We start from the raw sequence: 26,222 nt of genomic DNA, 5'->3' as shown, positions 1-26,222 counted from the left end.
CGGCGGTGGAGGTCCCGCACCGCCACCGCCACCGGCACCGACAAAGAAAAAGGCAGGCCTTGGGCCTGCCTTTTTCATGTTGACGCTCAGCCGGCCCTGGGCCGGCAGGTCCGCTCAGCCCTTGCCCAGCACCGCATTGCGGCGGCCATAGGCGAAGTAGGCGATCAGGCCCAGTACGTTCCACGCCAGGAAGTACAACTGCGTGGTGCTGGGCAGGCTGAAGAACAGGTACACACAGCCGATCACCGCCAGCGGGCCGACCACGTAGGCCAGCGGCGTGCGGAACTTGCGCACGCGGTTCGGCTCGCGCTTGCGCAGCACCACCAGGCACAGGCCCACCGCGGTGAACGCGGCCAGCGTGCCCGCGTTGGCCAGCGCGGCGATTTCATCCAGGCGTGCCACGCCGGCCAGGGCCGCCACCAGCACCGCGGTGAACAGCGTGGTCGCAACCGGGGTACCGGTGCGCGCGCTGACCTTGGACAGCCCACGCGGCAGCAGGCCATCGCGCGACATGACGAAGAAGATGCGGCTCTGGCCATACAGGAAGGCCAGCAGCACGGTCGGCAGGGCGATCACCGCCGCCGCGCCGATCCACTTGGCCGCGCCCGGGCTGCCCAGCTCGCGCAGGATCAGCGCCAGCGGCTCGGCGCTCTGGCCGAAGATCGTGTAGCTCATCGCACCCACGGCGGCCAGCGCCACCAGCACGTAGATGATGGTGCAGCCGACCATCGAGCCGATGATGCCGATCGCCAGGTCGCGCTCGGGCTTCTTGGTTTCTTCGGCCGCGGTGGAGATCGCATCGAAGCCGTAGAACGCGAAGAAGATGATCGCCGCAGCGGCCATCACGCCGCGCTCGACGCCATCGGCGCCCAGCGACTTGACGAAGCCGAACGGCATGAACGGCTCCATGTGGCCGGTATCGAAGTGCGGCAGGGCGATCGCCACGAACACGGTCAGCGCGATGATCTTGATCACCACCAGCACCGCGTTGAGGGTCGCGCTCTCCTTGGTGCCGGCCATCAGCATGCCGGCCACCAGGAAGGTGATCAGCACGGCCGGCAGGTTGATGAAGCCACCTTCCACGTGCGGGCCGGCGCTGAGCATCAAGGGCAGGTCGATGCCGAAGCCATGCAGGAAGCCGACCGCGTAGCCGGACCACCCGACCGCGACCGTGCTGACCACCAGCGAGTACTCCAGGATCAGGCTCCAGCCGACCACCCAGGCCACCACCTCGCCGAGCGCGCTGTAGCTGTAGGTATAGGCGCTGCCGGCGGCCGGCATCATCGTGGCCAGTTCGGCATAGGACAGCGCCGCGCAGGCGCAGACCGCACCGGCGATGGCGAAGGAAATCAGCACGGCGGGGCCGGCCAGGTTGGCGCCTACGCCGATCAGGGTGTAGATGCCGGTGCCGACGATCGCGCCGATGCCCAGCGCGATCAGGTGCGGCCAACTCAGGGTCGGGATCAATTGCCTGCCGGCTTCATGGACGGTGACAGTGTCTAGGGACTTGCGCCGGAGCAATGACATGGGGCCTCGCGGTGGATGACTGTGAACGACAAGTCTGCGAGTTTTACCGAACGCGGCGCAGCATTACTACTGCCAAGCGTCGTAAGCGGCTGCACGGTCCCCATGACTGGGGCGAAGGTGACGAAACCGGCATAAAGGCCGGCGGTCTGGCTGCCGCGCACGCTGCTGGCAGCATCGGCCGGATCGAGCCCCGCGATCCGGCCGGTGGACCTCAGCGGTTCAACGTCGCCATCGCCGCGGGGGCATAGCGCGGGCCGGCGGCGGCATTGGCCGGGAAGAGGGCGTTGATGTGGGCCAGCTCGTCGGCGCTGAGCTGCACCTGCAGCGCGCCCAGGTTCTCTTCCAGATAGGCCAGGCGCTTGGTGCCCGGGATCGGTACCAGGTCCTCGCCCTGTGCCAGCACCCACGCCAGGGCCAGCTGCCCGGGGCTCACGCCCTTGGTGGTGGCCATTGTGGTGACCGCCTCGACCAAGGCCAGGTTGCGGTCGAAGTTATCGCCCTGAAAGCGCGGCGATTGGCGGCGATAGTCATCGGCATCGAAATCGGCCGGGCTGCGGATCGCGCCGGTCAGGAAGCCGCGCCCCAGCGGTGAGTACGGCACGAAGCCGATGCCGAGCTCGCGCACGGTCGCCAGCACGCCGTTGTCTTCCGGATCGCGCGACCACAGCGAGTACTCGGTCTGCACTGCGGTGATCGGGTGCACCGCGTGGGCGCGGCGGATCGTGCCGGCCGACGCTTCGGACAGGCCCAGGAAGCGCACCTTGCCCTGCTCGACCAGGCGCGCCATCGCGCCCACCGTGTCCTCGATCGGCACCGTGGCGTCCACGCGGTGCTGGTAATACAGGTCGATGTGGTCCACGCCCAGCCGCTGCAGGCTGGCCTCGCAGGCGGCGATCACGTACTCGGGGCGGCCATCGACACTGCGCGCGGCGGTGTCGCTCGGCTCCAGCTTGATCCCGAACTTGGTCGCCAGGAACACCTGGTCGCGGCGGTCGGCGATCGCCTTGCCGACCAGCACTTCGTTGGTGTGCGGGCCGTACATGTCGGCGGTGTCGAGCAGGGTGACGCCGCGTTCCAGCGCGCGGTGGATGACCGCGATGGACTCGGCATCGCTGCCGCGGCCGCCATAGAAGGCGCTCATGCCCATGCAGCCCAGGCCGAGTGCGGAAACGGTGGGGCCGGTGCGGCCAAGGGTGCGGGTCTGCATGCGTTACTCCAGGGGGGAAGGGGGACAGGCGCATCCTCCTCCTTCCCACTATGTGGATAAACTGGCTGCCACTGCATCGTCCTTGAAGCCAGACTTCACAATGAGTGCCCCACACCCGCTGCCCGCCGTCGTCGCCTTCGCCCGCGTCGCGCAGCATGCCAGCTTCACCCGGGCCGCTGATGCGCTGGGCGTGTCGCCCTCGGCGCTTTCGCAGACGGTGCGCGCGCTGGAGGCCCACCTCGGCGTTCGGCTGCTGCAGCGGACCACGCGCCGGGTCGGCCTGACCGAGCAGGGCGCGCGCTTCCTGGCGCAGGTGCGCGAGGGCCTGGCGCGCATCGATGCCGCTTTCGAGGAGCTGGACCAGCAGCGCGACGTTCCCGCCGGCAAGCTGCGCATCAACGTGCCCCGGATCGCCGCCGAACTGCTGGTGCTGCCGCACCTGCCCGGCTTCCTGGCGCGTTATCCACAGATCGAGGTGGAGCTGTTCGTGGAAACCGCGCTAACCGACCTGGTCGCCGGCGGCTTCGACGCCGGCATCCGCCTGGGCGAAAGCCTGGCCCGCGGCATGATCGCGGTGCCGATCGGGCCGCTGGAACGCCAGGTGGTGGTGGCCACGCCGGCGTATCTGGCCACGCACGGCGTGCCCGCGACCCCGGGCGATCTGGTCGCGCACGAGTGCATCGTGCACCGGCTCAGCACGGGCCGGCGGATGGCGTGGGAGTTCACCGGCGATGGCCGCGACTTCGAGGTCGAGGTCGCCGGCCGGTTGGTGTTCAACGACGCCGGCCTGATCCAGGCGGCGGTCCGCAAGGGCCTGGGGCTGGCCCAGGGGTTCGAGGCGTTGTACGCCGGCGATGTGGCGGCCGGCCGCCTGCAGTGCGTGCTGCAGGACTGGCAGCAGCCGTTTGCCGGGTTCCACCTCTATTACCCCGCGCGCGAACAGATGGCGCCCAAGCTGCGGGTGTTCATCGACTTCCTGCGCGAGGCGATGCGGCGCTGACGGCGCCGGCTCAGCGCGTGCCGGGAAGCAACGCGCCCGCCCACTCGCCCGGCGGTGGATGACCCTGTGGATAGATCACCTGCGCATCGCCGGGGAAGCGCTTGCAGCACAGCACGCCCCGCGCATCGAACACTCGCCAGCCCTGTGCGGCGGCTTCGGCCTGCGCGATGCGATCACGCAGGCCGCGCACCAGGCTGGCCTGGCAGTCGAACAGGCAGGCGCGCAGATCGACCCGGTCCACCGGATGGAGGCCGGCGAGGATGCGGGTGACGGCCGGGTGGGCCAGATCGATGCGGCGGGTGTGCATGCCGAGCAGGCGCTCGTCATGGCCGCTCAAGTGCTGCACGAAGTAGATCGGGGCGGGCATCGGATCCTCGCGACAGGGCGATGCTGCCGATTGAACACCGCTCCGGCAGGCGAGGGAATCTCAAGGTTTGAATGAAACGCGGCCGTCGCGATGACGCTGACTATCTACGGCCAAACACGACCCGCGCGGTCGCGGTGAACCGGACCGCGCCTGCAAGGCCTCAGCCGCTCACGCCCAGGCGCACACCGAACCCGACCAGGAACACCCCCGCCACCCGCCGCAGCCAAAGCCCGACCCGCGGGTGCTGGAGAATCCGACGGCGCGCCAGGTTGCCCACCCCGATCAGCACCGAGCAGTACGCCAGGCCCATGACGAAGATGATCAGCGCCATGGTCGCGAACGTCACCACGCCCTGGTGCCGTGCCGGGTCGATGAACAACGGCAGGAAGGCCATGTAGAAAATGATCGCCTTCGGGTTGAGCAGGTTGATCAGCACCGCCTGGCGGAAGTAGTGACCGGGCTTGAGCCGGATGCCGCCTTCCTCGCCCTGGGCGCGCGGCTGGCGCAGCAGGCCGATGCCGATCCACACCAAGTAGGCCGCGCCGAGGTACTGCACCGCGTGGAAGACGAGGGGGTTGGCCTTGAGCAGCGCGGCCACCCCGGCCACCGCCAGCCACATCAGGATCTGGTCGCCCAGCAGCAGGCCGAACAGTGCCGTGTAACCACCACGGACACCGCCGCGGCCAGTGGCGGTGAGCAGGGTGAACGTGCCCGGGCCCGGCAGGGCCAGGAACACCAGCACGGCAGCGATAAAGGTCCACAGATCCTGGATGCCCATCCACGGCATGGCGGCGACTCGACAACGGGGGGAGGGGCATTGTCCGGCAGCCGCGCCCCGGGCGATAGCGTCAGCGCGCGCTGGCCGGCAACCCGGCGAGCAGCGGCTGCAGCCGTTGCGCGAACATCGCATGCAGTTGCCGGATGGCCGGGGAGAACTGCTTGCGGTGCGGGCACACCAGGTTCAACGGCAGGCTGTCGCCTGCCCCGTCCAGCAGCACCTGCAGGCGCCCGGCCTGCACATCGGCGCAGATATCCAGCCACGACTTGAACACGATGCCTTCCCCCGCCACCGCCCACCGCCGGACCACGTCGGCATCGTCGCAGACCATGTTGCCGCGCACCGGGATCACCGTGCGCCGGCCATCGGCCTCGAAACTCCAGCGGTCATACGCGCGCCCGGCCAGCTGGTGGAGCAGGCAGTGGTGCTCCTTCAGCGCGTCCAGGCTGTCCGGCGTGCCGTGCCGGGCCAGATAGTCCGGTGAGGCGGCCAGCACCCGGCGATTGCCGGGCAACAATGGCAGGGCGACATAGCTGGCGTTGTCGAACCGGCCCAGGCGGAACGCGATGTCGACCGGATCGCGGAACACATCGGCGACCTGGTCGGACAGCTGCAGGCGCAGCTGCAGCTTGGGGTGCGCGGCGCGGAACTCGGTCAGCCAGGGCAGCAGCAGATTGCGGCCCAGGTCCGACGGCGCCGCCACCTGCAGCGTGCCGCGCAGTTCGGCATCCTCGCCACGCACCCGGGCCTCGCCCTCGCGCAGGGCGGCCAGCACCTCCTGGGCATAGGGCAGGTACAGCGCGCCCTCGGCGGTCAGGCGCAGGCTGCGGGTGGAGCGCACGAACAGGCGCAGGTCCAGCTCGCGTTCCAGCCGGGCCACCGCCGCCGCGACCTGGCCGGGCAGCAGATCGGCCTCGCGCGCGGCGTTGGAGAAGCTGCCCAGCGCGGCAGTGCGGACGAACAGGGCGAGATCGTCGAACCGGACCATTTTCATTCCAGCAGTGAAAGTGCTGCCCGATTTTGCGCCTTTCTCCACCCGCCCGTGAAGCGCAGGCTGTCGGTCTTCCCCAACGGATCTCCCCCGATGAAAGCCGTCGCCTATACCCAGCAAGGCCTGCCGATCAGCGACCCCGCCGCGCTGGTGGACATCACCCTGCCGATCCCCACGCCCGGCCCGCGCGACCTGCGGGTGGAAGTCCGTGCGATCTCGGTGAACCCGGTCGATACCAAGGTCCGCAACGGCGTGGCGGTCACCGAGCCGCGCGTGCTGGGTTTCGACGCGGTCGGCATCGTGGATGCGGTGGGCGAGGAGGTGACGCTGTTCCAGCCCGGCGATGCGGTCTTCTACGCGGGTGCGATCGGCCGCGCTGGCAGCAATGCCGAGTACCAGCTGGTGGACGAGCGCATCGTCGGTCATAAGCCGGCCAGCCTGGATGACGCCGCCGCGGCCGCCTTGCCGCTGACCGCGATCACCGCCTGGGAGCTGCTGTTCGACCGCCTGCGCATTCCGGAGAACGGTGGCGAAGGCCAGACCCTGCTGGTGATCGGGGCCGCCGGTGGCGTCGGCTCGATCCTGGTCCAGCTGGCCCGCCAGCTCACCCGCCTGACCGTGATCGGCACCGCCTCGCGCCCGGATACCCAGGACTGGGTCTATGCACTGGGCGCGCACCACGTGATCGACCACACCCAGCCACTGAGCGAAGGCCTGCAGCGCCTGGGCATCGCCGAGGTCAGCCACGTCGCCAGCCTGACCCATACCGACCAGCACTATGACCAGATCGTCGCCGTGCTCGCCCCGCAGGGTCAGCTGGCACTGATCGACGATCCCGGCCAGCTCGATGTGATGGCGCTCAAGCGCAAGAGCCTGTCGCTGCACTGGGAATCGATGTTCACCCGCTCCAGCTTCAACACCCCCGACGTGCAGCGCCAGCACGAGCTGCTCGAACGCGTTGCCGCGCTGATCGATGCCGGCGTACTGCGCACCACGCTGGGCGAGCACTACGGCCGCATCAACGCCGCCAACCTGCGCCAGGCGCATGCCCTGATCGAAAGCCACCGCGCCCGCGGCAAGCTCGTGCTTGAAGGTTTCTGAGCCTCCCATCCCCCATGGATTACCCGTACATGACCCTCGCCCCCGTGGCTCGCCGCCGCCATACCACCAAGGCCTACGATCCGGCCCGCAAGCTGCCGCCGGCGGTGCTGCACGACCTGCTCGACGTGCTGCACCACGCGCCGTCCTCGGTGAACTCCCAGCCCTGGCATTTCCTGGTGGCCGGCACTGACCAAGCGCGTGCCCGCATCGCGCGCGCCACCCAGCCGGACCAGCCCTACAACACTGCCAAGATCACCGATGCCTCGCACGTGATCGTGTTCGCCACCCGCACCGGCATCGATGATGCGTACCTGGCGCAGGTGATCGAGCAGGAAACCGCGGACGGCCGCTACCCGACCCCCGAGGCGCGCGAAGGCCAGCGCGGGGCGCTGCACCACTACGTGGATCTGCACCGCCACACGCTGGGTGACGTGCAGCACTGGATGCAGAAGCAGACCTACCTGGCGCTTGGCACCTTGCTGCTGGCCGCCGGCGTGCACGGCATCGACGCCACCCCGATGGAAGGCTTCGACGCGGCCGTGCTGGATGCCGAACTGGGCCTGGGCGAGCGCGGCTTGACCAGCGTGGTGCTGGTGGCGCTGGGCTACGGCAGCGAGGCCAACTTCAATGCCGACCTGCCCAAGTCGCGCCTGCCCAAGGACCAGGTGTTCACCCACCTGTAAGCGGTCCGCGGCCGCACGCCGGCGCAGCCAATGAGACCGCCGCGGCCTACACTTGCCGCATGCAAACCGAATTCCTCATTCTCGGCGGCCTGGTGTGTGCCGTCCTCGTGCTGCAGCTGCTCGCGCTGCTGCGGCGTTCCGGCCATGGCGACCTCGAACAGACCCTGCGCGAGGAAGCGCGGATCGGCCGCAGCGAACTGCGCGAGCAGCTCGAAGGCCTGGGCCGCCAGCAGGATGCCCGGCTGGAAAGCTTCGCGCGCGCGCTGACCGATCTGTCCACCCGTACCGACCAGCGCCTGGACCTGCTGCGCGATGCGCTCGGCGAAGACGCGCGCAAGGCCCGCGAGGAAAGCACGCTCAGCCAGCAGCGCACCGGCGACCTGCTGGCGCTGCGCATGCAGGAAGTGCGCGCGCAGCTGGAAGCGTTCGGGCAACAGCAGCAGGCGCGCATCGAAGCGTTCGGCCAGCAGCTGGTGGAACTGACCACGCGCACCGACAGCCACATGGCCGCGCTGCGCCAGGCCCTGGCCGATGACGCACGGTTGGGCCGTGAGGAAACCGGGCAGTCGCAGCAGCGCCTGGCCGAATCGCTGGGCCTGCGCCTGCAGGAGATGACCCAGCGCAACGAGCAGCGCATCGGTGAGATGCGCGCCACGCTGGAGCAGCAGCTCAAGAGCCTGCAGAGCGACAACGCCGAAAAGCTCGACCAGATGCGCGTGACCGTCGACGAGAAGCTGCAGACCACGCTGGAAACCCGCCTGGGGGCTTCGTTCCAGCTGGTCTCCGAGCGCCTGGAGCAGGTCCAGCGCGGCCTCGGCGAAATGCAGCAGCTGGCCACCGGCGTGGGCGACCTCAAGCGCGTGCTGACCAACGTCAAGAACCGCGGCAGCTGGGGCGAAGTGCAGCTGGACAACATCCTCGAGCAGACGCTCACCCAGGAGCAGTACGCGCGCGGCGTCAAAGTGCGCCCGGACAGCAACGAGATCGTCGATATCGCGGTGCGCCTGCCCGGTCGCGGCCACGAAGACACGCCGGTCTGGCTGCCGATCGATTCCAAGTTCCCGCGCGAAGATTACGAGCGCCTGCTCGATGCGCAGGAACAGGGCGATGTCGAGGGGGTGCGCGTGCAGGGAGCGCAGCTGGAGCGCGCGATCCGCATTCAGGCCAAATCGATCTGCGACAAGTACATCGCCCCGCCGCACACCACCGATTTCGCGGTGATGTTCCTGCCCACCGAAAGCCTGTACGCCGAAGTGATCCGCCGCCCCGGCCTGATCGATCTGCTGCAGCGCGACCACCGCGTGGTGGTGGCCGGCCCGACCACGGTCACCGCGCTGCTCAACAGCCTGCAGATGGGCTTCCGCACGCTGGCCATCGAACAACGCTCCAGTGAAGTGTGGGGCCTGCTCGGTGCGGTCAAGAGCGAGTTCGGCAAGTTCGCCGGCATCCTGGAAAAGGCCGAGAAGCAGATCAGTACGGTCGGCCGCAGCCTCGGCGAGGCCAGCCGCAAGACCCGCACCATCGAGCGCCGCCTGCGCAGCGTGGAAACGCTGGGCAGCGAACAGACCCAGGACCTGCTCGGCGACATGAGCGGCGAGGACGAGGACGTGGCCGGCGACGAGACCAGCACCGCGCAGGAGTGAACGCCGACGCCGTGCATGCAGGTGATCGCGCATGCTGCGCGGCACGTCTTTTCCCTGCCGTCTTCAACCTTTCAAGGAACCGCCCATGCGTCTGACTCTGATGCTGTCCCTCCTGTTCGCCCTGGCCGGGTGCAGCAGCACACCGCCTGCCGATACCACCGCGGCCACGCCCGCCACGCCCGCCACGCCGAGCGCCGCCGAATGCACCGCCGCCGGTGGCAGCCTGCAGCCGCTGGGTCGCCTGCAGCGCGTGCAGTGCGTGGTGCCCTACGCCGATGCCGGCAAGGTCTGCAGCGCCAAGGCCGACTGCAGTGGCCAGTGCCTGGCAACCGGCGATGCCGCACCGGGAACGGCTGCGCGTGGCGTCTGCCAGCGTGATGTCAGCCAGAACTTCGGCTGCCGCCAGCGCATCGATGGCGGCGTGACCCTGGGCACGATCTGCGTCGACTGACCTCCCCACGGCACGGCTATGCTGTGCCTCCCCTGATCCAACGCAAGGAATCTGCAGTGAGCCAGACCGTCTACGACATTCCCGTCACCACCATCGAAGGCCAGCCGACCTCGTTGGCCGATTACCGCGGCAAGGTGCTGCTGGTGGTCAACGTCGCTTCCAAGTGCGGCCTGACCCCCCAGTACGAAGGCCTGCAGGCGCTGTACGCCGACAAGCAGGCCGCCGGCCTGGAAGTGCTGGGCTTCCCGGCCAACAACTTCCTGGCCCAGGAGCCGGGCAGTGAAGCGGACATCCAGCAGTTCTGCCAGCTGGAATACAACGTCAGCTTCCCGATGTTCGCCAAGATCAGCGTCGCCGGTGAGGACACCCACCCGCTGTACCAGCAGCTGACCGCCGCGCAGCCGGCCGCCACCGGCGAAGGCCCGATGCGTGAAAAGCTGCAGGGCGCGGTGGCCAAGTACCCCGAGCTGGTGGTCAACGCCGCCCCGGGCGTGCTGTGGAACTTCGAGAAGTTCCTGATCGGCCGCGATGGCCAGGTGATCGCGCGCTTCGCACCGGACGTGCCGGCCGATGACGCCCGCCTGGTGGCTGCGATCGACGCCGCGCTGGCGGCCTGATCGGCTGCGCCTGGAACAAAAAAAAGCCCCGCTTCGGCGGGGCTTTTTTCGTCCGGGCTCAGTTGCCCCAGCTTGGCATCGGCATCGCATCGACCGGAATCGGCGCGTCCGTATCGTCCTTGCCGCGCGCATGCTTGCCGCGCAGGTCGTTCTCGATCTGGTAGTTGCGGCGCTGCAGCCAGGCATCGCGGACCAGCGAGTACTCGTCCACGGCGTTGGCGCGCATGTCGTCCACCGCCAGCAGCTGCGAACGCGTGTCCACCAGCTGAAGCCCCTGCAGGCCGATGCGGACCTTGTCCTCTTCGATCGTGCGGATCGGCGAGAGCGGCATGTCGCCGGCCAGGCCGAACACATCGCGCACGGTGCGCGGGCCGAAGAAGGGCAGTTCCACGTAACGCGAACGGCGCCAGCCCCAGGTGCCCAGGGTCTGACCGAAGTCTTCCTTGCGGTGCGGGACCATGGCCTTGCTGGCCGGATCGAACAGACCGCCGATACCCAGCGTGGAGTTCATCAGGAAGCGGCCCAGGCTGTCCCAGGCATCATCCGGACGGCCCTGCAGCAGCTGGTTGGTGATCGTCACCGGGGCGCGCAGGTTGCTGAAGAAGTTGCTCACGCCGGTGCGGGCGAAGCGCGGCACCACGTTGGTGTAGGCCACCGCCAGCGGGCGTGCGACCGCCCGGTCGACCACGTTGTTGAAGCTGTGCACCTTGCGGTTGAACGGTTCCCACGGATCGTACGGGGTGCGGCTGGGCTCGGTGCCGTCCGCGGTCGGGGCCGGACCGCCGTACAGCGCGGCGAAGTCGTCCTCGGCATTGGTCGGCGGGGTGCCACCGGTGACCGGCGCGGCGGCCGTATCGGTGCTGCCTTGGGGTGGCGGGGCGGCAGTGTCGACGACCGCGTCGGCCGGTACCGCAGGCGCATCGGCCACATCGGTCGCCGGTGCCGCCGCAGGGGCGACCTCGACGCTGACCTGTGCGCTGTCGCGTGCGGGTTTGCCGGCACAGGCGCTCAAGGCCAGCGCCAGCACGAGGAGGGGGAGGGTGCGTATGACGTTCATGTCAGCTCGCCGCAGAAAGGGCATGGAAATCCAGGGTGGGTGCCAGCCGGTAGGCGGCACTGAGGTCGGTGAAACCGTCCGGGCTGCCGACGATCGTCGGCAGGGTCCCGGTTGCACGCAGTCGCGCGGCCAGCTCGGCCAGCAGCGCCAGCCCGGCGCTGTCCAGCTTGCTCACCGCCGCCAGATCCAACTGCTGCACACCGCCCAGCGCGGTCAGCGAAGGCCACAGGGCCGTCACCGCCGCGCGGTCGAGCACCCCGCTGAACACCAGCGAGGTGCCGTTGCGCTGCACGCTGGCGCTGTTACTTGCCACGCGGGGCCTGCCCGGCCTGCATGCTGCCGTTGCGCAGTTCGGTGGCCACCTGCTGGATCGACTTCTGGCGCAGTGGGGCGTCGAACTGGGTCTTGAAGGTCTGCACGTAGGAGATGCCTTCGATCATCACATCGAAGATTTTCCACTGGCCGTTGACGTTGCGCATCAGGTAGTCGACCGGGGTCGGCTCATTGCCGGCGCGGATCAGCTCGGTGGACACGCGCACGCCACGGTTGCCCGGCAGCGGCGACTCGCTCTTCAGGCGGAAGGTCGGCTTGCCCTGGATCTCGAGCAGGGCCGAACCATAGCGCTGCATCAGGTTGTCGGCCATCGCATCGGCGAACAGCTTGACGTCGGCATCCGAGGCGCCGCGGCCGTGCACGCCCAGCACCAGGCGGGCGGCGTAATCGCGGTCGAAGGTCTTGTTGAGCTCGCTGTTGATGAAGTCACGCAGCACGGCCGGGTTGGCCCGGAACTCGGTGCGGCGCTGCTGCAGCGAGGTCAGGATGCGGGTGCTGGCGTCCATCACGGCCTTGCTGGCCTGGCCCTGCTGCGCGGCGGCGGCCGCCGGAGCGGCCTGGGCGAAGGAGAGCGAGGGCGTGGCGGCGAGCAGGGCCGAGGCCAGCAGCGCCGGGATCAGGGTCTTTTTCATGGTTGCGGTTCCGTTGCAGGCGCGGGCGCGCCGTTGCCATCGTGGGAGTCAGCGCCACCGGTGTTGGCCGGACCGCTGAACATGTACTTGCCGACCAGCTGGAGCAGGTCCACCGCCGGCTGGGTGAAGACGATCTCGTCGCCGGACTTGAGTACGTCCGGATCTCCGCCCGGCTGCAGTCCGATATAGCTCTCGCCGAGCAAACCGCTGGTGAAGATGCCGGCCGACGTATCGGCGGGCAGATCCTTGAACTTGCCGTCGAGCTTGAGGGTCACGATCGAATCGAACTTCTGCGCATCCAGTTCGATCCCCGAGACCTGGCCGATCGTCACGCCGCCGATCTTGACCGGTGCCTGTTTGCGCAGCTGGCCGATCTGGGTGAAACGCGCCTTCAGTTCGTAGCCGCTGCCGCCGGTGCCCCACCGTTGATTGGTGGAGGCCACGGCCAGCACCAGCAGCGAGGCCAGCGCCAGCAGCAGGAACGCGCCGACGGAAAATTCGAGTCTGGGACCGCGGATGGCCATGGGATATCTCACTGTTCTTTGTCAGGTGCCTGGACAGGTGTCCGGGCGGGAAGTCTTTGCGTACTCAAGCGGGGTGTTGGCCAGGGACAACGGCCGTACCGACCAACGGTCGGTACCTACTGGAACATCATGGCGGACAGCACGAAGTTGAAGACCAGCACCAGCAGCGAGGCGTTGACCACCGCACGCGTGGTGGCGACCGAGGTGCCTTCGATGGTGGGTTCGGCATGGAAGCCGACATAGGACGCGACCAGGGCCGCGGTGCCGCCGAAGATCGCCGACTTGAGCATCGCCACGCCGAAATCGTCCCAGAAGTCCACGCTGTTGCTCAGCGCCGACCAGAACACCCCGTTGTCCAGGCCGAGCACATGCACGGCCTCGAAGTAGCTGGCACTGATCGCCAGCGAGCAGAAGATGCCGGTCAGCAGCGGCACGGTCAGTACCGCCGCCCAGAAGCGCGGGGCGACGACCTTGGCGACCGGGTCGATCGCCATCAGCTCCAGCGCCTTGATCTGGTCGGTGGCCCGCATCAGGCCCAGTTCGGCGGCGATCGAGCTGCCGGCGCGGCCGATGAACAGCAGTGCGGTCAGCACCGGCGCCAGTTCGCGGTACAGCGAGAGGCCAAGCAGCGTGGACAACGCATCGGCGGCGCCGAAGGTGGTCAGCGTCCGGTAGCCCTGCAGGGTCAGCACCAGCCCGACGAATGCACCGCCCACCGCGATGATCGGCAGCGATCGTGCGCCGATCTTGTAGATCTCGCGGGTGAGCTCGGCCAGGAAATCGGCGGTCGGCAGCGAGCCGCGCAGCACCGTCAGCGAGAACAGGCCGGCGCGACCGAGCGAGCGGGTGGCGTCAACGAACGGCATCAGGCAACCCTCGCACGTGGTGCGGCATCGAAGGGGATCGGGCCGTCCGGCTCACCGTGCAGGAACTGCCGCAGCAGCGGGTCCTGGCTGGATTCGAGCGCGGCCGGGCTGCCCTGGAACACGATGCCGCCGTTGGCGATCGCGATCACTTGGTCGCAGATCGGCAGGGTCTCGTGCACGTGGTGGCTGACGATGATGCTGGTCAGCCCCAGACTGTGGTTGAGGCGCTGGATCAGGCTCATGATCACGCCCGAGGCGATCGGGTCCAGCCCGGTCAGCGGCTCGTCGTAGATCATCAGCGGCGGGTCCAGGGCCAGCGCGCGGGCCAGCGCGACACGGCGCGCCATGCCGCCGGACAGCTCGCGCGGCCAGGCATCGGCGGCGGCCAGCAGGCCCACCGCGTGCAGCTTCATCTGCACCAGGCGGCGCAAGACGGGCTTCGGCAGGCGGGTGTGGGTACGCAGCGGCAGGGCCACGTTCTCGGCCACGGTCAGATCGGTCAGCAGGCCATTGCCCTGCAGCAGAACGCCCACGCTCTTGCGCATCTCCAACAGCGCGCGTGCGCCGGTCGGGATGGGCTGGCCAAACAGGGTGACCTCGCCGGCCACCGGGCGCAGCTCACCGGTCAGCGCGGCCAGCAGCGTGGACTTGCCACTGCCCGACGGGCCGAGCACGGCGGTGATGCTGCCGCGCGGAACGGTCAGCGAAACGTCGCGCAGGATCGTACGCCCGCCGCGGTCGATGCGGACGTTGGACAACTGCACCAGACTCTCTTCGGAAACCGTCATGGGCGCCATTAACAAAATTCCAACGTTGTAAGATCGTGGTGAACGGCTGAACATAACCGAACTGGACCGTGCAGTATTGTCGCACGGGCGGGTGAGGGCAGTGCCGCGGCGGGCATGCCGTCGCCTGCAACACAGCGTGTCGGGCCGGTATCGGCCAGCGCCTTTTTCTTTTCCAGACAGTCACCAGCGCTGCGTTCGTGCGCCGGCTGCGGCACACTCCTGCGATGACCGACGCTGCTTCAGACTTCCGCCTGTACCACTCCAACTCGCTCGATGTGCTGGCCGCCCTGTTGGCCACGACGCTGCGCACGCCGGTGCCGGGCCAATCGATCCTGGTGCCGGAGGTGGTGCTGATCCCGCAGGTCGCGATGCGCCGCTGGCTGCAGTCGACCCTGGCGGCCGAGTATGGCATTGCCGCCAACCTGGAGTTCCTCACGCCGGGTGAGCTGGTCGCCCGCGCCCTCAATGCCAACGTGCCCGGGGAACAGGGCGATCTCAACGCCGAGGGCCTGCGCTGGCGGTTGTACGCCGCCCTGCGCGACCCGGCGTTGATGGCGCAGCCGCCGATGGCCGCTCTGCAGGCGTACCTGTCCGCGGCCGATCCGCTCAAGCCGTGGGCGCTGGCGGCCGAGCTGGCCTCGGTCTTCGAGAAGTACCAGGCCTGGCGTCGCGATTGGCTGCTTCGCTGGGAAGCCGGCGCATCGCCGAACGACCCGCAGGCGATCCTGTGGCGACGCATCGCCGGCGGCGAGCAGTACCGCGCCCGCCGCATCGATGCCTATCTGTCCCGCTTCGAGGGTGCCGGCCGGCCGCTGCCGCAGGGTCTGCCGGCGCGCGTGTTCGCCTTCGCCACCCTCAACATCTCCCCGGACGTGCTGCGGGTGATGGCCACCCAGGCGCGGGTCGGCACGATGCACTTCTATCTGCCGACGCCGACCCAGGCGTATTGGGGCGATCTGCAGACCCTGGGCGAGAAGCTGCGCAGTGGCGCGCCCGATCCGTTCGGTGAGGCCGCGGGCGAGAACCGCCTGCTGCAGGCCTGGGGCGCGGCGGGTCGCGATTTCATGGCGGTGCTGGGCAGCTACGAGGTCGTGCACCCCTCCGGTGAGATCGCCGCCTACGACGATCCCGAAGAGGATGCGCATGCGGACATGGCCGAGGGCGGCTTGTCCGACAGCCTGCTGCACCGCTTGCAGCGCGACCTGTTCCACCGCCGCGGGCAGCCGGCCGGCGAGCTGCGCGACGGCCTGCGCTACGACGACCCCAGCCTGCAGGTGCATGCCTGCCACACCCGCCTGCGCGAACTGCAGGTGCTGCATGACCAGCTGCGCGGCCTGCTGCAGGATCCGCGCTTCGATCCGCCGCTGCAGGCACGCGACATCGCGGTGCTGGCACCGGACATCGATCCCTACGTGCCGTACCTGGAAGCCGTGTTCGGCGGCCGCAGCGGCGGCGAGGAGCACATTCCCTATGCGCTGGCCGACACCAGCCCGCTGGCCGGTGAGCCGTTGGCCGATGTGTTCGTGCACCTGCTGGGGTTGCCGGTCTCGCGCTTCGGCTTGAACGAAGTGCTCGACCTGCTGGCCAGCGCGCCGCTGGCCGAAGCGGCCGGGCTCGATGCGGCCGCGTTCGACCGCCTGCACGACTGGCTGCAGGCGGCCGGCGCGCGCTGGGGCCTGGACGCCACGCATCGGGGCCAGCATCAGGCGCCTATCGACGATGCGTTTACCTGGCAGTTCGCGCTGGATCGCCTGCTGCTGGGTCATGCCAGCGGCAGCGACGGCGATATCGCCGGGGTCGCGCCATGGCCGGAACTGGAAGGCAGTGCGCTGGACGCGCTGGACCGCCTGCTGGGGCTGCTGCGCGTGCTGGCGCGCTACCAGAAGGCCCTCGGTGAGGCCATGTCGCCCGGGCAGTGGCGGCAGCGTCTGCTGGCCCTGCTTGATGCGTTGCTGCCGGATCCGCCGCAGGCCGCCAACAGCCAGCGTGCGCTGGAGCGCCTGCGCAAACTGATCAACGAGTTCGCCCGCGATGCGGAGACCGCCGGCTTTGCAGGCGACGTGCCGCCGGAGGTGCTGCGCGCCCATTTCGCCGGCGTGCTTGCCCAGGCCGATACGCGTGCACCGCTGTTGACCGGCGGCGTCAGCTTCGGGCGGATGGTGCCGATGCGCCTGCTGCCGTTCCGGGTGATCTGCGTGCTTGGCTTGAACGATGGCGACTTCCCGCGTCGCGACCCGGCGGCGGGCCTCAACCAGCTCACGGCCGAACTGGGCACCGACCAGCGTCGGCATGGCGACCGCTCGCTGCGCGAGGATGATCGCTTCCTGTTCCTGCAGCTGTTCGCCTCGGCCCAGGATGTGTTCTACCTGAGTTACCTGGGCGCGGATCCGCGCGACGGCAGCGTGCGCGAGCCCTCGGTGCTGGTCAGTGAGCTGATCGATGCCGCGGCCGAGTACCACCTGGATCCCCCGGTGGCGGCGCGCAGGATGACTGTGCGGCATTCGCTGCAGCCGTTCGCTCCGGCCGCGTTCGGCGGGGGCGAGGAGCCACGGCGTTTCAGCTATCGCCGGCAATGGCACCCGGCCGCCGGCTCGCTCGGCGGTGCGCGTCGCGCGCTGGCGCCGTGGTTCACCACGCCGCTGCCGCCGATGGACAGCGGCGCTGCCGAGCCGGAGCTGAGCGTGGATGCACTGCGCCGCTTCCTCACCGATCCGGCCAGCCAGTTCCTCTCGCAACGGCTCGGTCTGCGCCTGCCCGATGACGTGGACAACGCCGACGACGTCGAGCCGCTGGTGATGGCCGCGCGCGGCGGTGACACCGTGCTGCTGCAGCAGGCGGTGATCGAGTCGACCCTCGGTGAGGACGCCGCGCCGCTGTACCCGCGGCTGCGTGCGCGGGCGCTGCTGCCCTCCGGCGCACTGGGCGAACGGCAGTTCGCGCTGCTGCAGGCACAGACCGAGCCCTACGCCCAGGCCCTGGCCCAGTGGCAGGCCGGTACCGCGGTCGACAGCCGCCGCTACGAGGTGGATATCGACGGGCTGCGCCTGCACGGCCGCGTGGACGGATTGCATCCGCACGGTCTGGTCCGCCTGCGCCCGGGCCCGCTCAATGGCCGCGCCGCGATCCGCCAGGGCCTGGACTGGCTGCTGGCCAATGCTGCCGGCGATGCACTCCCGCTGGTGCAGTTCCACGACGCCGGCGATGACGGGCTGGGCCCGCACACGCTGCCGCCGCTGGAGGCCGAACGTGCGCGCGAAGTGCTGCGTCGCCTGCTGCAGTTGCGCGCCGAAGGTCTGCGCGCGCCATTGCTGTACGGCCCGTCCACCGGCTGGGTGCTGTACACCGCAGCCGAAGCCAAGCGCGAAGCCGAGGGCCGCGCCAAGTGGCACGGCAGCGACCGCACCTGGGGCGAGTCCACCGGCGCCGGCTACCAGCTCGCGCTGCGCGGCCACGACCCCTTCGCCAGTGCCGACAGTTACCGGCAACTGCTGCACAACAGCTTCGTGGTGTTCACCGCGGTGCGCGAAGGCCGGGTGTTCCCGGGCTTCGACGAGCAAGGAGCTCTGCGATGACCGACCACGACCTGCTGACCGATCCCTACCTGGCGCTGCCGCTGGACGGCGTGCGCCTGATCGAGGCCAGTGCCGGCACCGGCAAGACCTTCACCCTGGCCACGCTGTTCACCCGGCTGGTGGTGGAGAAGGGCTGGCGCATCGGCCAGATCCTGGCCGTCACCTTCACCGATGCCGCCACGCAGGAACTGCGCAAGCGCATCCGCGAGCGTCTGGCCTTGGCCGCGCAACTGGTGGAGCGCGCGCCGGGCGAACAGGACAGCCCGGAGGTCGCGTTGACCCGGGTGATCCTGCACCGCCAGCTCGCCCTCGGCGAAGAAACACCGGCCGCGCTGGCGCGCCGGCTGCAGACCGCTGCCGACGAGATCGACCTTGCCTCGATCTTCACCATCCACGGCTTCTGCACCCGCGTGCTGCGTGAGCATGCGCTGGAGAGCGGACACACCTTCGATCCGCCGACCCTGCTGCCAAGCGAACGCGAGCTGCACGAAGAACTGGCCGCCGACCTGTGGCGCGTGCACGCCAACGACCCGGCCACGGTCGATGCGCTGACCTGGCTGTGGGCCTCACCCGAAGCGCTGGCCGGTGATCTCTCCACGCTGATCAAGCCCTTGCCGCTGCTGCCAGCGCGGCCAACCCATATCTTCGATGATCCCGCGCCGCAGCTGCGGCTCGCCGCGGCCGCGCTGGCCGAGGCGATCCAAACCCACGCCGAAGACGCGCAGGCGCAGATCGCCGTCGCCTTCGATCGCAAGATCTTCGACGGTCGCCGTGCCAAACGGCCCAGTTTCGACAAGGCCTTCGGCGAGCTGTTCGCCGGCCGCAGCGCGCAGCACTGGCCGCGCGGCGACAAGAGCCACCTGGGCAAGCTGCTGCCGGTGCAGCTGCTGGCCTTCTGCAAGGACGGCATGGACGGCCAGTGCCCGGTCTCGCCGCTGTTCGATGCACTGCAACGCTGGTGGCACGCCGCTGACGCGCGCGAGCAGTGGCTGCGCCAGCAGGCCACCGCGTTCCTGCATGACCTGCGCGATGAAGCGCGTGCGCGCCTGGCCGAGCTCAAGCGGATCGGCCGCGTGCAGACCTACGATGACCTGATCGATGGCGTCGCCGATGCCCTGGACGGCCCGCACCGCGCCACCCTGGTGCAGCAGCTGCGCGCGCAGTACGCGATCGCGCTGGTGGACGAGTTCCAGGATACCGACGACCGCCAGTGGGGCATCTTCCAGCGCGTGTTCGGCGATTCGCAGGAGACCCGCGAGGCCGGCCTGGCACCGGCGCTGTTCCTGATCGGCGATCCGAAGCAGGCCATCTACGGTTTCCGCGGCGGCGATATCCACACCTACCTCAAGGCCAAGCGCGAAGCCGACGCAGCGCCCGCACTGGACCGCAACTTCCGTTCGCGTCCGGCGGTGCTGCACGCGATCGAAGCGCTGTACGCCAACGCCGGTGAGCGCGCCTTCCTCGAAGCCGACATCGCCTTCGAACCGGTGCACCCCGGCAGCACCCGCGTGGATGCGGATTTCCTGCGCGACGGGATCCCCGCGCCTGGCCTGACCGTGCGCGTGCTGCACAACACCGAGGGCGGCGACCTCAAGGCCGATCCGTCGCGGCAGCAGGCCAGTGATGCCTGTGTGGCCGCGATCCACCAGATCCTCAGCGAAGCCCGGCAAGGGCGCGCGCTGCTGCGCGACGTGCCCGTACAACCCGGCGACATCGCGGTGCTGGTGCGCTCGCACAAGGAGGCCACGCGCATCCAGCAGGCGCTCGGTGCGGTGGGGATTCCCGCCGTCGCCGCAGGCAAGCAGAGCTTGTATGCCACGCCCGAAGCGCACGACCTGCGTCTGCTGTTGCTGGCGCTGCTGCAGCCGGCCGATGAAGGACGGCTGCGCGCCGCGCTGTCGACCGTGCTGCTCGGCGAAGACGCCGGCGCGATCGATGCGCTGGAGCGCGAAGGGGATGCGCAGCGCTCGTTCCAGGTGCGGCTGCTGGAATGGCGTGAGCGCTGGCAGCGCGGCGGCCCGTTCGCGGTGATCGCCGATCTCTGCGCCGAACATGCCGAGCGCCTGCTGGGCCTGCTGGATGGCGAGCGCCGCCTGACCAACTACCTGCAGCTGGGCGAACTGCTGCAGCAGGCGGCCGGGCAGACGCTGGGCATGCACGGCCTGCTCGACTGGCTGCAGGTGCAGATGGCGCATGCCGACCAGAACGACGAACAGCAGCTGCTGCGCCTGGAATCGGATGCGCGCCGCGTGCAGATCATCACCCTGCACAAGAGCAAGGGGCTGGAGTACCCGCTGGTGTTCCTGCCGTTCGTGGGCATCGGGGGCGGCGCGCCCAACACCGAGGCCCACTGCACGGTGTACGCCAACGGCCGCCGCGAGCTGCACTGGAAACTGGACAAGGACGAGAGCTGGAATGCGGCCAGCACGCGCAGCACGCAGGAACAGGACGCCGAGGATGCGCGCCTGCTCTACGTCGGGCTGACCCGCGCCGAGCATGCGCTGTGGATCGCCGCCGGTGATCTGGCCGGGTTGGCGAAGACCCGCCTGGCACCGATGTTGTCGAACCTGGAGGCCCTGCGTGACCATCCGGATATTGCCGTGATCGACGGTCCGGTGGACGCCCGCCCGGCGCAGCTCGCGTTCGAGCGCGACGGCGAACTGCCACCGGTCCGCGCGCTGACCCGGCGCGTGCCGCACGACTGGTGGGTGTACAGCTTCACCCAGCTGGCGCATGCCGATGCGGGGCACGACACCGACGCCGCCGCCACCGAAGTGCCCGCCCCTGCGGCCGACGAACCGGCCGGCGTGGACCTCACCCAGGAAGCCGAACAACCGGCCGTGGCCAGCGAAGAGAGCGACCCGCGCTTCATGGGCAGCCGCTTCGGCAACGTGCTGCACGATGCGCTGGAAAACACCGATTTCGCGCTGTGGGGCGGCTGGCAGGCCGGCCAGCCCGCCCCCGGCGGGGAAGCCGAGGTCCTGCGTGCCTCGCTGCGCGCCGAAGGCTATGCCGAGCCGGACTTGGACGATGGCGTGGCCATGCTGACCGGGCTGGTTGGCCAGACCCTGACCGTGCCCCTCCCGGAAGGCGGCGCACTGCACGATCTGCCGGCCGATGCGCGCCGTGCCGAGATCGAATTCCACTTCGCGATGCAGCCGACCGCCGTGCCCGCCCTGCTGACCTTGCTGCACGCGCATGGACTGGTGCGCGACCGCCATGGCTTCGGCACCCGCCGGCGGCTGGAGGGCCTGATGACCGGCAAGATCGACCTCACCTACGTGCGTGCGGACCGCTGGTACGTGCTCGACTACAAATCCAATCGCCTGCCCGGCTACGACGCGGGCCGGCTGGCCAGCGCCATGCAGCACAGCGAATACGACCTGCAGGCGCTGATCTACACGGTCGCGCTGCACCGCTGGCTGCGCTTCCGTCTGGGCGCGCAGTACGACTACGCGCGCGACATGGGCGGCATCCGCTACCTGTTCTGCCGCGGCCTGGATGCTGGCCGCGACGACAGTCCGGGCCTGTATGCGCATCGCTTCGATCCGGCCCTGGTCGACGCCCTGGATGCCCTGTTCGCCGGCGGCGAACACGCCCAGGCACGCATGGCCGCGCGCGCACGGGGGGAGGCATGAGCCTGCTCACCACGCTGTACCGTGGCAAGGTACTGCGCACGCTCGACCATGCCCTGGCGCAGAGCCTGCGCCGGCTGCGTCCGGACACGCCCGACGCGGTGCTGGTCGGGGCCGCACTGGCGTCGCTGGCGGTTTCGGACGGGCACGCCGGTCTGGATCCGACCCAGCCGCAGCGCTTGATCGAGGCCGATGTCGACTGGCCGGCACCCGACGCGTGGCTGGCGCAGCTGCAGGCGTCGCCGTGGGTGGAGGTGCCCGGCGCGGATGACGCGGTCGCCGGCGATGCACCGCTGGTGCTGGAGAACGGGCTGCTGTATCTGCGTCGCTACCGCGAATACGAACGTCGGCTGGCGCACGGTCTGCAGCGGATCGCCGCGCATGCGCTGCCCGGTGCCGATCCGGGTACCTTGGCCACGCTGTTCGGCCAGCTGTTCCCGCAGGCCCGCGACGGGATCGATCATCAGGCCCGCGCCGCGGCCGTCGCCCTGCGCCATCCGCTGGTGCTGGTGACCGGCGGCCCCGGTACCGGCAAGACCACCACCATCGCGCGGCTGCTGGTGCTCCTCGCCGCACAGGCGGTGCAGGCTGACCAGCCCCTGCCGCGGGTGGCACTGGCTGCCCCCACCGGCCGCGCCGCCGAGCGCATGGCCGAGAGCCTGCGCCTGGCCGTGCAGCGGCTGCGCCTGGTCGGTATCGCGCCGGCGCTGTGCGATGCGATGCCGAGCACCGGCACCACCCTGCATCGCCTGCTCGGGGTGATCCCCGATTCGCCGCGCTTCCGCCATCACGCCGACAACCCGCTGCCGTATGACGTGGTGGTGGTGGACGAAGCCTCGATGATCGACCTGCCGCTGATGACCAAGCTGGTCGAGGCCGTCGCCGATGGCAGCCGGCTGGTGCTGCTCGGCGATCCGGACCAGCTGCCCTCGGTGGAAGCGGGCGATGTGCTCAGTGCCATCCTGCGCGCCAGTGGCGATGGCCTGGGCACCCAGGCCGACGATGCCCAGGCCCTGCACACGCTGCTGGCGCCCGACGCGCTGCAGCCGCTGGCGCCGCCGCGCCGGTTCGCTGGCCGCCGCGTGCAGCTGCAGCGCGGTTACCGGCAGACCGACGCGCTCGATCTGGCGCCGCTGGCGCATGCCGTGCGCGACGGCAACAGTGCCACCGCGCTTGCCCTGCTACGCGTAGGCACGCTGGCCGGCGTACATTTCCACGAAGACCAGAGCGATCCGCTGCAGCACCACCGCGAGCAGCTGCTCGGGCATTGGCGTGGTCTCGGCGAGGCAGCCGATCCCGGCGTGGCGCTGGCCAATGCCGGCCGCATCCGCCTGCTCACCGCCGTGCGCGAAGGCCCACAGGGGGCGCGCGGGCTCAACGCGCGCATCGAAGCACTGCTGGCCGGCGTACCACGGCCCGGCATGGCGCCGGGCTATTTCCACGGCCGGTTGCTGCTGATCACCGAGAACAGCTACCGGCACCGCCTGTTCAACGGCGACATCGGCATCTGCCTGATCGATCGCCACGGCAGCGTGACCGCCTGGTTCCCCGGCGAGACGCCGGACCAACCGCGCGGCTTCCACCCGGGTGCGTTGCCTGCACATGAAAGCGCGTTCGCGATGACCGTGCACAAGGCGCAGGGCTCGGAGTTCGATGAGGTCTGGCTGCAGCTGCCGCGACGCGACAACCGCGTGCTGTCGCGCGAACTGATCTATACCGGCATGACCCGTGCGCGGCAGGCGCTGCATGTGCTGGGCAGCGCGGAGGTGCTGGAGGCCGCATTGGCGCGGCATGCCAGCCGCCTGTCGGGCTTGGCCGCACGCCTGCAGGGCGGCCAAGGGAACGCAGTGGCCGACACCGTCGTGACGGCGCCGGCCCAGGGGCAGCTGTTCTAGTCCCGTGTCCGGTCTTACTCCGGAATCACCACGGTGCCATCGGGGAAGACGATGGCACCGTCGCCGCTGACATCGAAGAAGCCCAGCTGGTGGGTGTTGGCCAGTACCTGCACCAGGCCATGCGCGTTTTCGGCCACCTCGTCATCGAACGAGGCGTAGACCACGTGCTGGCCGATGCTGTAGTCGGTCACTTCCGGGCGGTCGTCTTCCTCATCGGACAGCGGGCCATCCATCGGCGGGTAATGCTCGGCCAACGCGGCGAAGAATGCCTGCAGTGCCGGCACCGACACCTTCGGATCGTCGTAGTCGTGCGTCTCGTTCCACTCGGTCTGCGCGTCGTACCACTGCAGGAAGGCCTCGGCCTCGCGCGGGGCGACGGCGGGGTCGAACACCATCAGGTCGTAACTCATCGGGAATCACCTAGATCCATGCGCAAATGCATGCGTCAGGATAGCCCTGATCGGCGCGGACCGGTCGGCCCGCACCCGGGCCGGTTCAGCGCGGCGCGGGCAGGCCGGGTGCCGTTGCGGGGGTCTCGGCAGGGGTATCGACCACCGGCGCCTCGGGGAACAGGGCATAGCGCAGCCCGATCAGGCCCATCAGGGCCTCGTCGCGGGCCTTGCCGGCCTCCACGGTCTGCACGCGCTTGAGCGAGGCCTCCAGCCGGGCCTGCAGCCCGGTGGGAGCGGGCAGGGGACGCCGACGCGCCGCCTGCGCCCGGTAATGCGCTGCCACCTCGTCCAATATCGCGTCGATCGCGGCCACGCTGGCCGCCGGCAGGCCGTGCCGGGAGCGGCGCAGCTGCAGGATGTTCAGGCCGATCCGCGCCTCGGTGAGCATGTCCACCGAGGCGATGTCGCTGCCCTCCGGGGTGGCCGCCAGGCGCGGTGCGAGCAGGCCGAGCAGATCGAGCATGCGCGCGGCGAACTGCTGGCGATCCTGTTGGCCACGGCCCTCGGCCGCGTCGGCCAGCGTATTCCAGCCCTGGCGCACCAGCCGGCGCGCGGTCCACTCGGCACCCACCGAGCGGAACAGGCGGGTCATCACCACCGCAAAGCCGATCCCGATGAACATCGCCACGGCCGAGTTGATGAAGCTCTGGATGTTGGCGCTGTAGGTGTTCTGCACGTTCAGCAGCGCCACCAGATTCACCGTCAGCGGCAGGCCGATCAACGCGGTCTTGGGCCGATGCAGCAGCAGGCCCAGCGGCAGGAAGATCACCGCCAGCACCAGGGCCAGGCTGCCGAAGTCGTGCACGGCCGGGAAGATCCCGAACAGATACACGCCGGCCACCAGGCTGGCCACGATGGCCCAGAGCAGGAAGGACAGCATGCTCGGTGCGGGATCATCCTGCGCGGCGAAGAACGCGGCGGCCACCGCGGCCATCATTGCGCCGTTGCCACCGCCTTCCCAGCCCAGCCCGATCCACAGCACGCAGTACGTCATCAGCGCCACGCCAGCACTGGCCGCGGAGAACAGCGCCATGCCGTAGTCCACGTGGCGCACGTGATCCACGCGCTGGGTGCGCACGCGGTAGTGCGCGGTAGCGCTCGGCGCGGTGCCGGCATCGATGGCGGCGTGCAGGGTGGTGCAGTCCTGCCAGAGGTCCACCAGTTCTTCCAGGCGCAGCAGCAGGGTCACCAGCAGCAGATGATCCAGCTCGCCATTCACCGCCGGCTTGAGCGCGACGATGCGCGCGCGCAGCGTAGTGTAGGCGCTGGCACTGGAGCGGCCGGGCTGCTCCAGCCACTGCGCCAGATCGGCGATCAAGGGCTCCAGACCGGGCGGCAGCGCGCGGCCACCCGCGCGCAGCGCACCCAACCGGTCTGCGATCGAAGACAGCACCGGCAGCATCAGCAGCATGCGCTCACGCAGCCGCTCCATCGAGACCGCCGCACCGGCATGGCGCGGATCGTCGCGACGCATGAACTCGATCAGCGCTTCGAACTGGACCAGATCGGCTGCCAGGCGGTTGCGCGGTCCATGCGCGTGGCCACGCGAGAGGATCTGCCGGCACCAGTCGGCGGCATCGCCCATCCAGCTGCCGATCCGCGAGCGCAGCATCGGGCGCACCGAGGCGGGGAAGAACAGCGAGGCGAACAGCACCGCCACCACCGTGCCCAGGATGATCTCTTCGCTGCGCGCCACCACGGTGTCGAAGATGGTGTCCGGCGAAGTCACCGCCGGGAAGCCGATGAAGGCAGTGGTGTACCCGGCCAGCAGGAACGCATAACCGCGCGGGCCACGGTTGAGCAGGGCGATGAACAGGCACGTGGACAGCCACAGCGACATCGCCGCGCTCAGCAGCAGCGGGGTTTCCACCAGGTGCGGCAGCATCCACAGCGTGGCCGCGCCGGCGATCAGCGTGCCGAGGATGCGGTAGGCGCCCTTGGCGCGGGTCGGGCCCAGCATCGGCTGGGTCACGATGTAGACCGTGGCCATCGCCCAGTACGGGCGCGAGAGATTGCCGGCCAGCCCGATGTACAGCGCTGCCAGCGCCGCCAGGAAGGTCTTGACCGAGAACACCCAGGCCTGTCTGTCCAGCAGCAGCATGG

Annotated in this window: 21 protein-coding genes and 1 pseudogene; 9 read left to right on the top strand and 13 right to left on the bottom strand. The window is 69.5% G+C overall.

Annotated features, from left to right (window positions below; all coding sequences use genetic code 11):
• Window positions 1–114 precede the first annotated feature (114 nt).
• Both ACTT2I_RS17980 and ACTT2I_RS17975 read right to left on the bottom strand, forming a co-directional pair.
• Window positions 115–1,527 carry an amino acid permease gene (locus tag ACTT2I_RS17980; RefSeq protein WP_088435257.1) on the bottom strand — a complete coding sequence of 471 codons (1,413 nt, stop codon included), beginning with the start codon at window positions 1,525–1,527 and terminating at the stop codon, window positions 115–117.
• Window positions 1,528–1,738: 211 nt separating this feature from the next.
• Entirely contained in the window at window positions 1,739–2,734 is a 996-nt protein-coding gene (locus ACTT2I_RS17975; protein WP_421100019.1) for an aldo/keto reductase, read from the bottom strand.
• 100 nt (window positions 2,735–2,834) lie between these two features.
• Here ACTT2I_RS17975 and ACTT2I_RS17970 point away from each other — a divergent pair, with 100 nt between their 5' ends.
• On the top strand, window positions 2,835–3,734 hold the full coding sequence (locus ACTT2I_RS17970) for a LysR family transcriptional regulator (RefSeq protein ID WP_293978753.1): 900 nt from the start codon (window positions 2,835–2,837) through the stop codon (window positions 3,732–3,734).
• Between the two features lie 10 nt (window positions 3,735–3,744).
• Here the strand turns inward: ACTT2I_RS17970 and ACTT2I_RS17965 are convergent, their stop codons facing one another.
• The 3 genes and pseudogenes from ACTT2I_RS17965 to ACTT2I_RS17955 all read right to left on the bottom strand — a co-directional run.
• Complete coding sequence (locus ACTT2I_RS17965; RefSeq protein ID WP_421100018.1) at window positions 3,745–4,101, bottom strand: hypothetical protein; 357 nt, start codon at window positions 4,099–4,101, stop codon at window positions 3,745–3,747.
• Window positions 4,102–4,261: 160 nt separating this feature from the next.
• On the bottom strand, window positions 4,262–4,888 hold the full coding sequence (gene leuE / locus ACTT2I_RS17960) for a leucine efflux protein LeuE (RefSeq protein ID WP_088435254.1): 627 nt from the start codon (window positions 4,886–4,888) through the stop codon (window positions 4,262–4,264).
• Window positions 4,889–4,905: 17 nt separating this feature from the next.
• Window positions 4,906–5,873, bottom strand: a pseudogene (locus ACTT2I_RS17955) (LysR family transcriptional regulator); the annotation flags it as partial.
• Between the two features lie 90 nt (window positions 5,874–5,963).
• Here ACTT2I_RS17955 and ACTT2I_RS17950 point away from each other — a divergent pair.
• From ACTT2I_RS17950 to ACTT2I_RS17930, 5 genes are all read left to right on the top strand, one after another.
• Entirely contained in the window at window positions 5,964–6,971 is a 1,008-nt protein-coding gene (locus ACTT2I_RS17950) for a zinc-binding alcohol dehydrogenase family protein (RefSeq protein WP_421100017.1), read from the top strand.
• A gap of 29 nt (window positions 6,972–7,000) precedes the next feature.
• On the top strand, window positions 7,001–7,654 hold the full coding sequence (nfsB, locus tag ACTT2I_RS17945) for an oxygen-insensitive NAD(P)H nitroreductase (protein WP_293978768.1): 654 nt from the start codon (window positions 7,001–7,003) through the stop codon (window positions 7,652–7,654).
• 59 nt (window positions 7,655–7,713) lie between these two features.
• Complete coding sequence (gene rmuC / locus ACTT2I_RS17940; RefSeq protein ID WP_088435251.1) at window positions 7,714–9,297, top strand: DNA recombination protein RmuC; 1,584 nt, start codon at window positions 7,714–7,716, stop codon at window positions 9,295–9,297.
• Window positions 9,298–9,382: 85 nt separating this feature from the next.
• Window positions 9,383–9,748, top strand: a complete 366-nt coding sequence (locus ACTT2I_RS17935; RefSeq protein WP_421100016.1) for a hypothetical protein — start codon at window positions 9,383–9,385, stop codon at window positions 9,746–9,748.
• A 56-nt stretch (window positions 9,749–9,804) separates the two neighbouring features.
• Window positions 9,805–10,365 carry a glutathione peroxidase gene (locus ACTT2I_RS17930; protein ID WP_088435249.1) on the top strand — a complete coding sequence of 187 codons (561 nt, stop codon included), beginning with the start codon at window positions 9,805–9,807 and terminating at the stop codon, window positions 10,363–10,365.
• A gap of 58 nt (window positions 10,366–10,423) precedes the next feature.
• Here the strand turns inward: ACTT2I_RS17930 and ACTT2I_RS17925 are convergent, their stop codons facing one another.
• The 6 genes from ACTT2I_RS17925 to ACTT2I_RS17900 form a co-directional block, all read right to left on the bottom strand.
• The gene (locus ACTT2I_RS17925; protein WP_421100015.1) at window positions 10,424–11,422 is read right to left on the bottom strand and encodes an MlaA family lipoprotein; all 999 of its coding nucleotides are present in this window, start codon (window positions 11,420–11,422) and stop codon (window positions 10,424–10,426) included.
• A gap of 1 nt (window position 11,423) precedes the next feature.
• Window positions 11,424–11,735: an STAS domain-containing protein gene (locus ACTT2I_RS17920; protein ID WP_421100014.1), complete on the bottom strand. Its 312-nt coding sequence runs from the start codon at window positions 11,733–11,735 to the stop codon at window positions 11,424–11,426.
• On the bottom strand, window positions 11,725–12,387 hold the full coding sequence (locus ACTT2I_RS17915) for an MlaC/ttg2D family ABC transporter substrate-binding protein (protein ID WP_019183995.1): 663 nt from the start codon (window positions 12,385–12,387) through the stop codon (window positions 11,725–11,727). Before ACTT2I_RS17915 ends, ACTT2I_RS17920 begins: the two co-directional genes overlap by 11 nt.
• Complete coding sequence (gene mlaD / locus ACTT2I_RS17910) at window positions 12,384–12,911, bottom strand: outer membrane lipid asymmetry maintenance protein MlaD (protein WP_421100013.1); 528 nt, start codon at window positions 12,909–12,911, stop codon at window positions 12,384–12,386. Before mlaD ends, ACTT2I_RS17915 begins: the two co-directional genes overlap by 4 nt.
• A 116-nt stretch (window positions 12,912–13,027) precedes the next feature.
• Window positions 13,028–13,777: an MlaE family lipid ABC transporter permease subunit gene (locus ACTT2I_RS17905; RefSeq protein ID WP_019183993.1), complete on the bottom strand. Its 750-nt coding sequence runs from the start codon at window positions 13,775–13,777 to the stop codon at window positions 13,028–13,030.
• Window positions 13,777–14,565, bottom strand: a complete 789-nt coding sequence (locus tag ACTT2I_RS17900) for an ABC transporter ATP-binding protein (RefSeq protein WP_019183992.1) — start codon at window positions 14,563–14,565, stop codon at window positions 13,777–13,779. The genes ACTT2I_RS17905 and ACTT2I_RS17900 overlap by 1 nt, the downstream gene beginning before the upstream one ends.
• A 224-nt stretch (window positions 14,566–14,789) precedes the next feature.
• Here ACTT2I_RS17900 and recC point away from each other — a divergent pair, with 224 nt between their 5' ends.
• Genes recC through recD form a run of 3 tightly spaced genes read left to right on the top strand, consistent with a single transcriptional unit; the run spans window position 14,790 to window position 23,667 of the window.
• Window positions 14,790–18,137, top strand: a complete 3,348-nt coding sequence (recC, locus tag ACTT2I_RS17895; protein ID WP_421100012.1) for an exodeoxyribonuclease V subunit gamma — start codon at window positions 14,790–14,792, stop codon at window positions 18,135–18,137.
• Complete coding sequence (gene recB, locus ACTT2I_RS17890; protein WP_421100011.1) at window positions 18,134–21,775, top strand: exodeoxyribonuclease V subunit beta; 3,642 nt, start codon at window positions 18,134–18,136, stop codon at window positions 21,773–21,775. Before recC ends, recB begins: the two co-directional genes overlap by 4 nt.
• Complete coding sequence (gene recD, locus ACTT2I_RS17885) at window positions 21,772–23,667, top strand: exodeoxyribonuclease V subunit alpha (RefSeq protein WP_421100010.1); 1,896 nt, start codon at window positions 21,772–21,774, stop codon at window positions 23,665–23,667. The genes recB and recD overlap by 4 nt, the downstream gene beginning before the upstream one ends.
• 14 nt (window positions 23,668–23,681) lie before the next feature.
• Here the strand turns inward: recD and ACTT2I_RS17880 are convergent, their stop codons facing one another.
• Both ACTT2I_RS17880 and ACTT2I_RS17875 read right to left on the bottom strand, forming a co-directional pair.
• Complete coding sequence (locus ACTT2I_RS17880; protein WP_088435243.1) at window positions 23,682–24,077, bottom strand: hypothetical protein; 396 nt, start codon at window positions 24,075–24,077, stop codon at window positions 23,682–23,684.
• Between the two features lie 85 nt (window positions 24,078–24,162).
• Window positions 24,163–26,220 carry an FUSC family protein gene (locus ACTT2I_RS17875; RefSeq protein WP_421100009.1) on the bottom strand — a complete coding sequence of 686 codons (2,058 nt, stop codon included), beginning with the start codon at window positions 26,218–26,220 and terminating at the stop codon, window positions 24,163–24,165.
• Window positions 26,221–26,222: the final 2 nt, after the last annotated feature.

It is taken from the genome of Stenotrophomonas sp. PUT21 (genome assembly GCF_052232875.1).
Classification (GTDB): Bacteria; Pseudomonadota; Gammaproteobacteria; order Xanthomonadales; family Xanthomonadaceae; genus Stenotrophomonas; species Stenotrophomonas maltophilia_N.
Note: the sequence above shows the minus strand (reverse complement) of the source record. Positions and strands in the feature narration are given on the sequence as shown.

Coding starts and splice junctions, on each gene's coding strand:
- recD (WP_421100010.1), top strand. CDS start 21,772: ATGAGCCTGCTCACCACGCTGTACCGTGGCAAGGTACTGCGCACGCTC.
- recB (WP_421100011.1), top strand. CDS start 18,134: ATGACCGACCACGACCTGCTGACCGATCCCTACCTGGCGCTGCCGCTG.
- ACTT2I_RS17900 (WP_019183992.1), bottom strand. CDS start 14,565: ATGACGGTTTCCGAAGAGAGTCTGGTGCAGTTGTCCAACGTCCGCATC.
- ACTT2I_RS17875 (WP_421100009.1), bottom strand. CDS start 26,220: ATGCTGCTGCTGGACAGACAGGCCTGGGTGTTCTCGGTCAAGACCTTC.
- ACTT2I_RS17950 (WP_421100017.1), top strand. CDS start 5,964: ATGAAAGCCGTCGCCTATACCCAGCAAGGCCTGCCGATCAGCGACCCC.
- ACTT2I_RS17970 (WP_293978753.1), top strand. CDS start 2,835: ATGAGTGCCCCACACCCGCTGCCCGCCGTCGTCGCCTTCGCCCGCGTC.
- ACTT2I_RS17880 (WP_088435243.1), bottom strand. CDS start 24,077: ATGAGTTACGACCTGATGGTGTTCGACCCCGCCGTCGCCCCGCGCGAG.
- nfsB (WP_293978768.1), top strand. CDS start 7,001: ATGACCCTCGCCCCCGTGGCTCGCCGCCGCCATACCACCAAGGCCTAC.
- leuE (WP_088435254.1), bottom strand. CDS start 4,888: ATGCCGTGGATGGGCATCCAGGATCTGTGGACCTTTATCGCTGCCGTG.
- ACTT2I_RS17975 (WP_421100019.1), bottom strand. CDS start 2,734: ATGCAGACCCGCACCCTTGGCCGCACCGGCCCCACCGTTTCCGCACTC.
- mlaD (WP_421100013.1), bottom strand. CDS start 12,911: ATGGCCATCCGCGGTCCCAGACTCGAATTTTCCGTCGGCGCGTTCCTG.
- ACTT2I_RS17905 (WP_019183993.1), bottom strand. CDS start 13,777: ATGCCGTTCGTTGACGCCACCCGCTCGCTCGGTCGCGCCGGCCTGTTC.
- ACTT2I_RS17965 (WP_421100018.1), bottom strand. CDS start 4,101: ATGCCCGCCCCGATCTACTTCGTGCAGCACTTGAGCGGCCATGACGAG.
- rmuC (WP_088435251.1), top strand. CDS start 7,714: ATGCAAACCGAATTCCTCATTCTCGGCGGCCTGGTGTGTGCCGTCCTC.
- ACTT2I_RS17925 (WP_421100015.1), bottom strand. CDS start 11,422: ATGAACGTCATACGCACCCTCCCCCTCCTCGTGCTGGCGCTGGCCTTG.
- ACTT2I_RS17980 (WP_088435257.1), bottom strand. CDS start 1,527: ATGTCATTGCTCCGGCGCAAGTCCCTAGACACTGTCACCGTCCATGAA.
- ACTT2I_RS17935 (WP_421100016.1), top strand. CDS start 9,383: ATGCGTCTGACTCTGATGCTGTCCCTCCTGTTCGCCCTGGCCGGGTGC.
- ACTT2I_RS17915 (WP_019183995.1), bottom strand. CDS start 12,387: ATGAAAAAGACCCTGATCCCGGCGCTGCTGGCCTCGGCCCTGCTCGCC.
- recC (WP_421100012.1), top strand. CDS start 14,790: ATGACCGACGCTGCTTCAGACTTCCGCCTGTACCACTCCAACTCGCTC.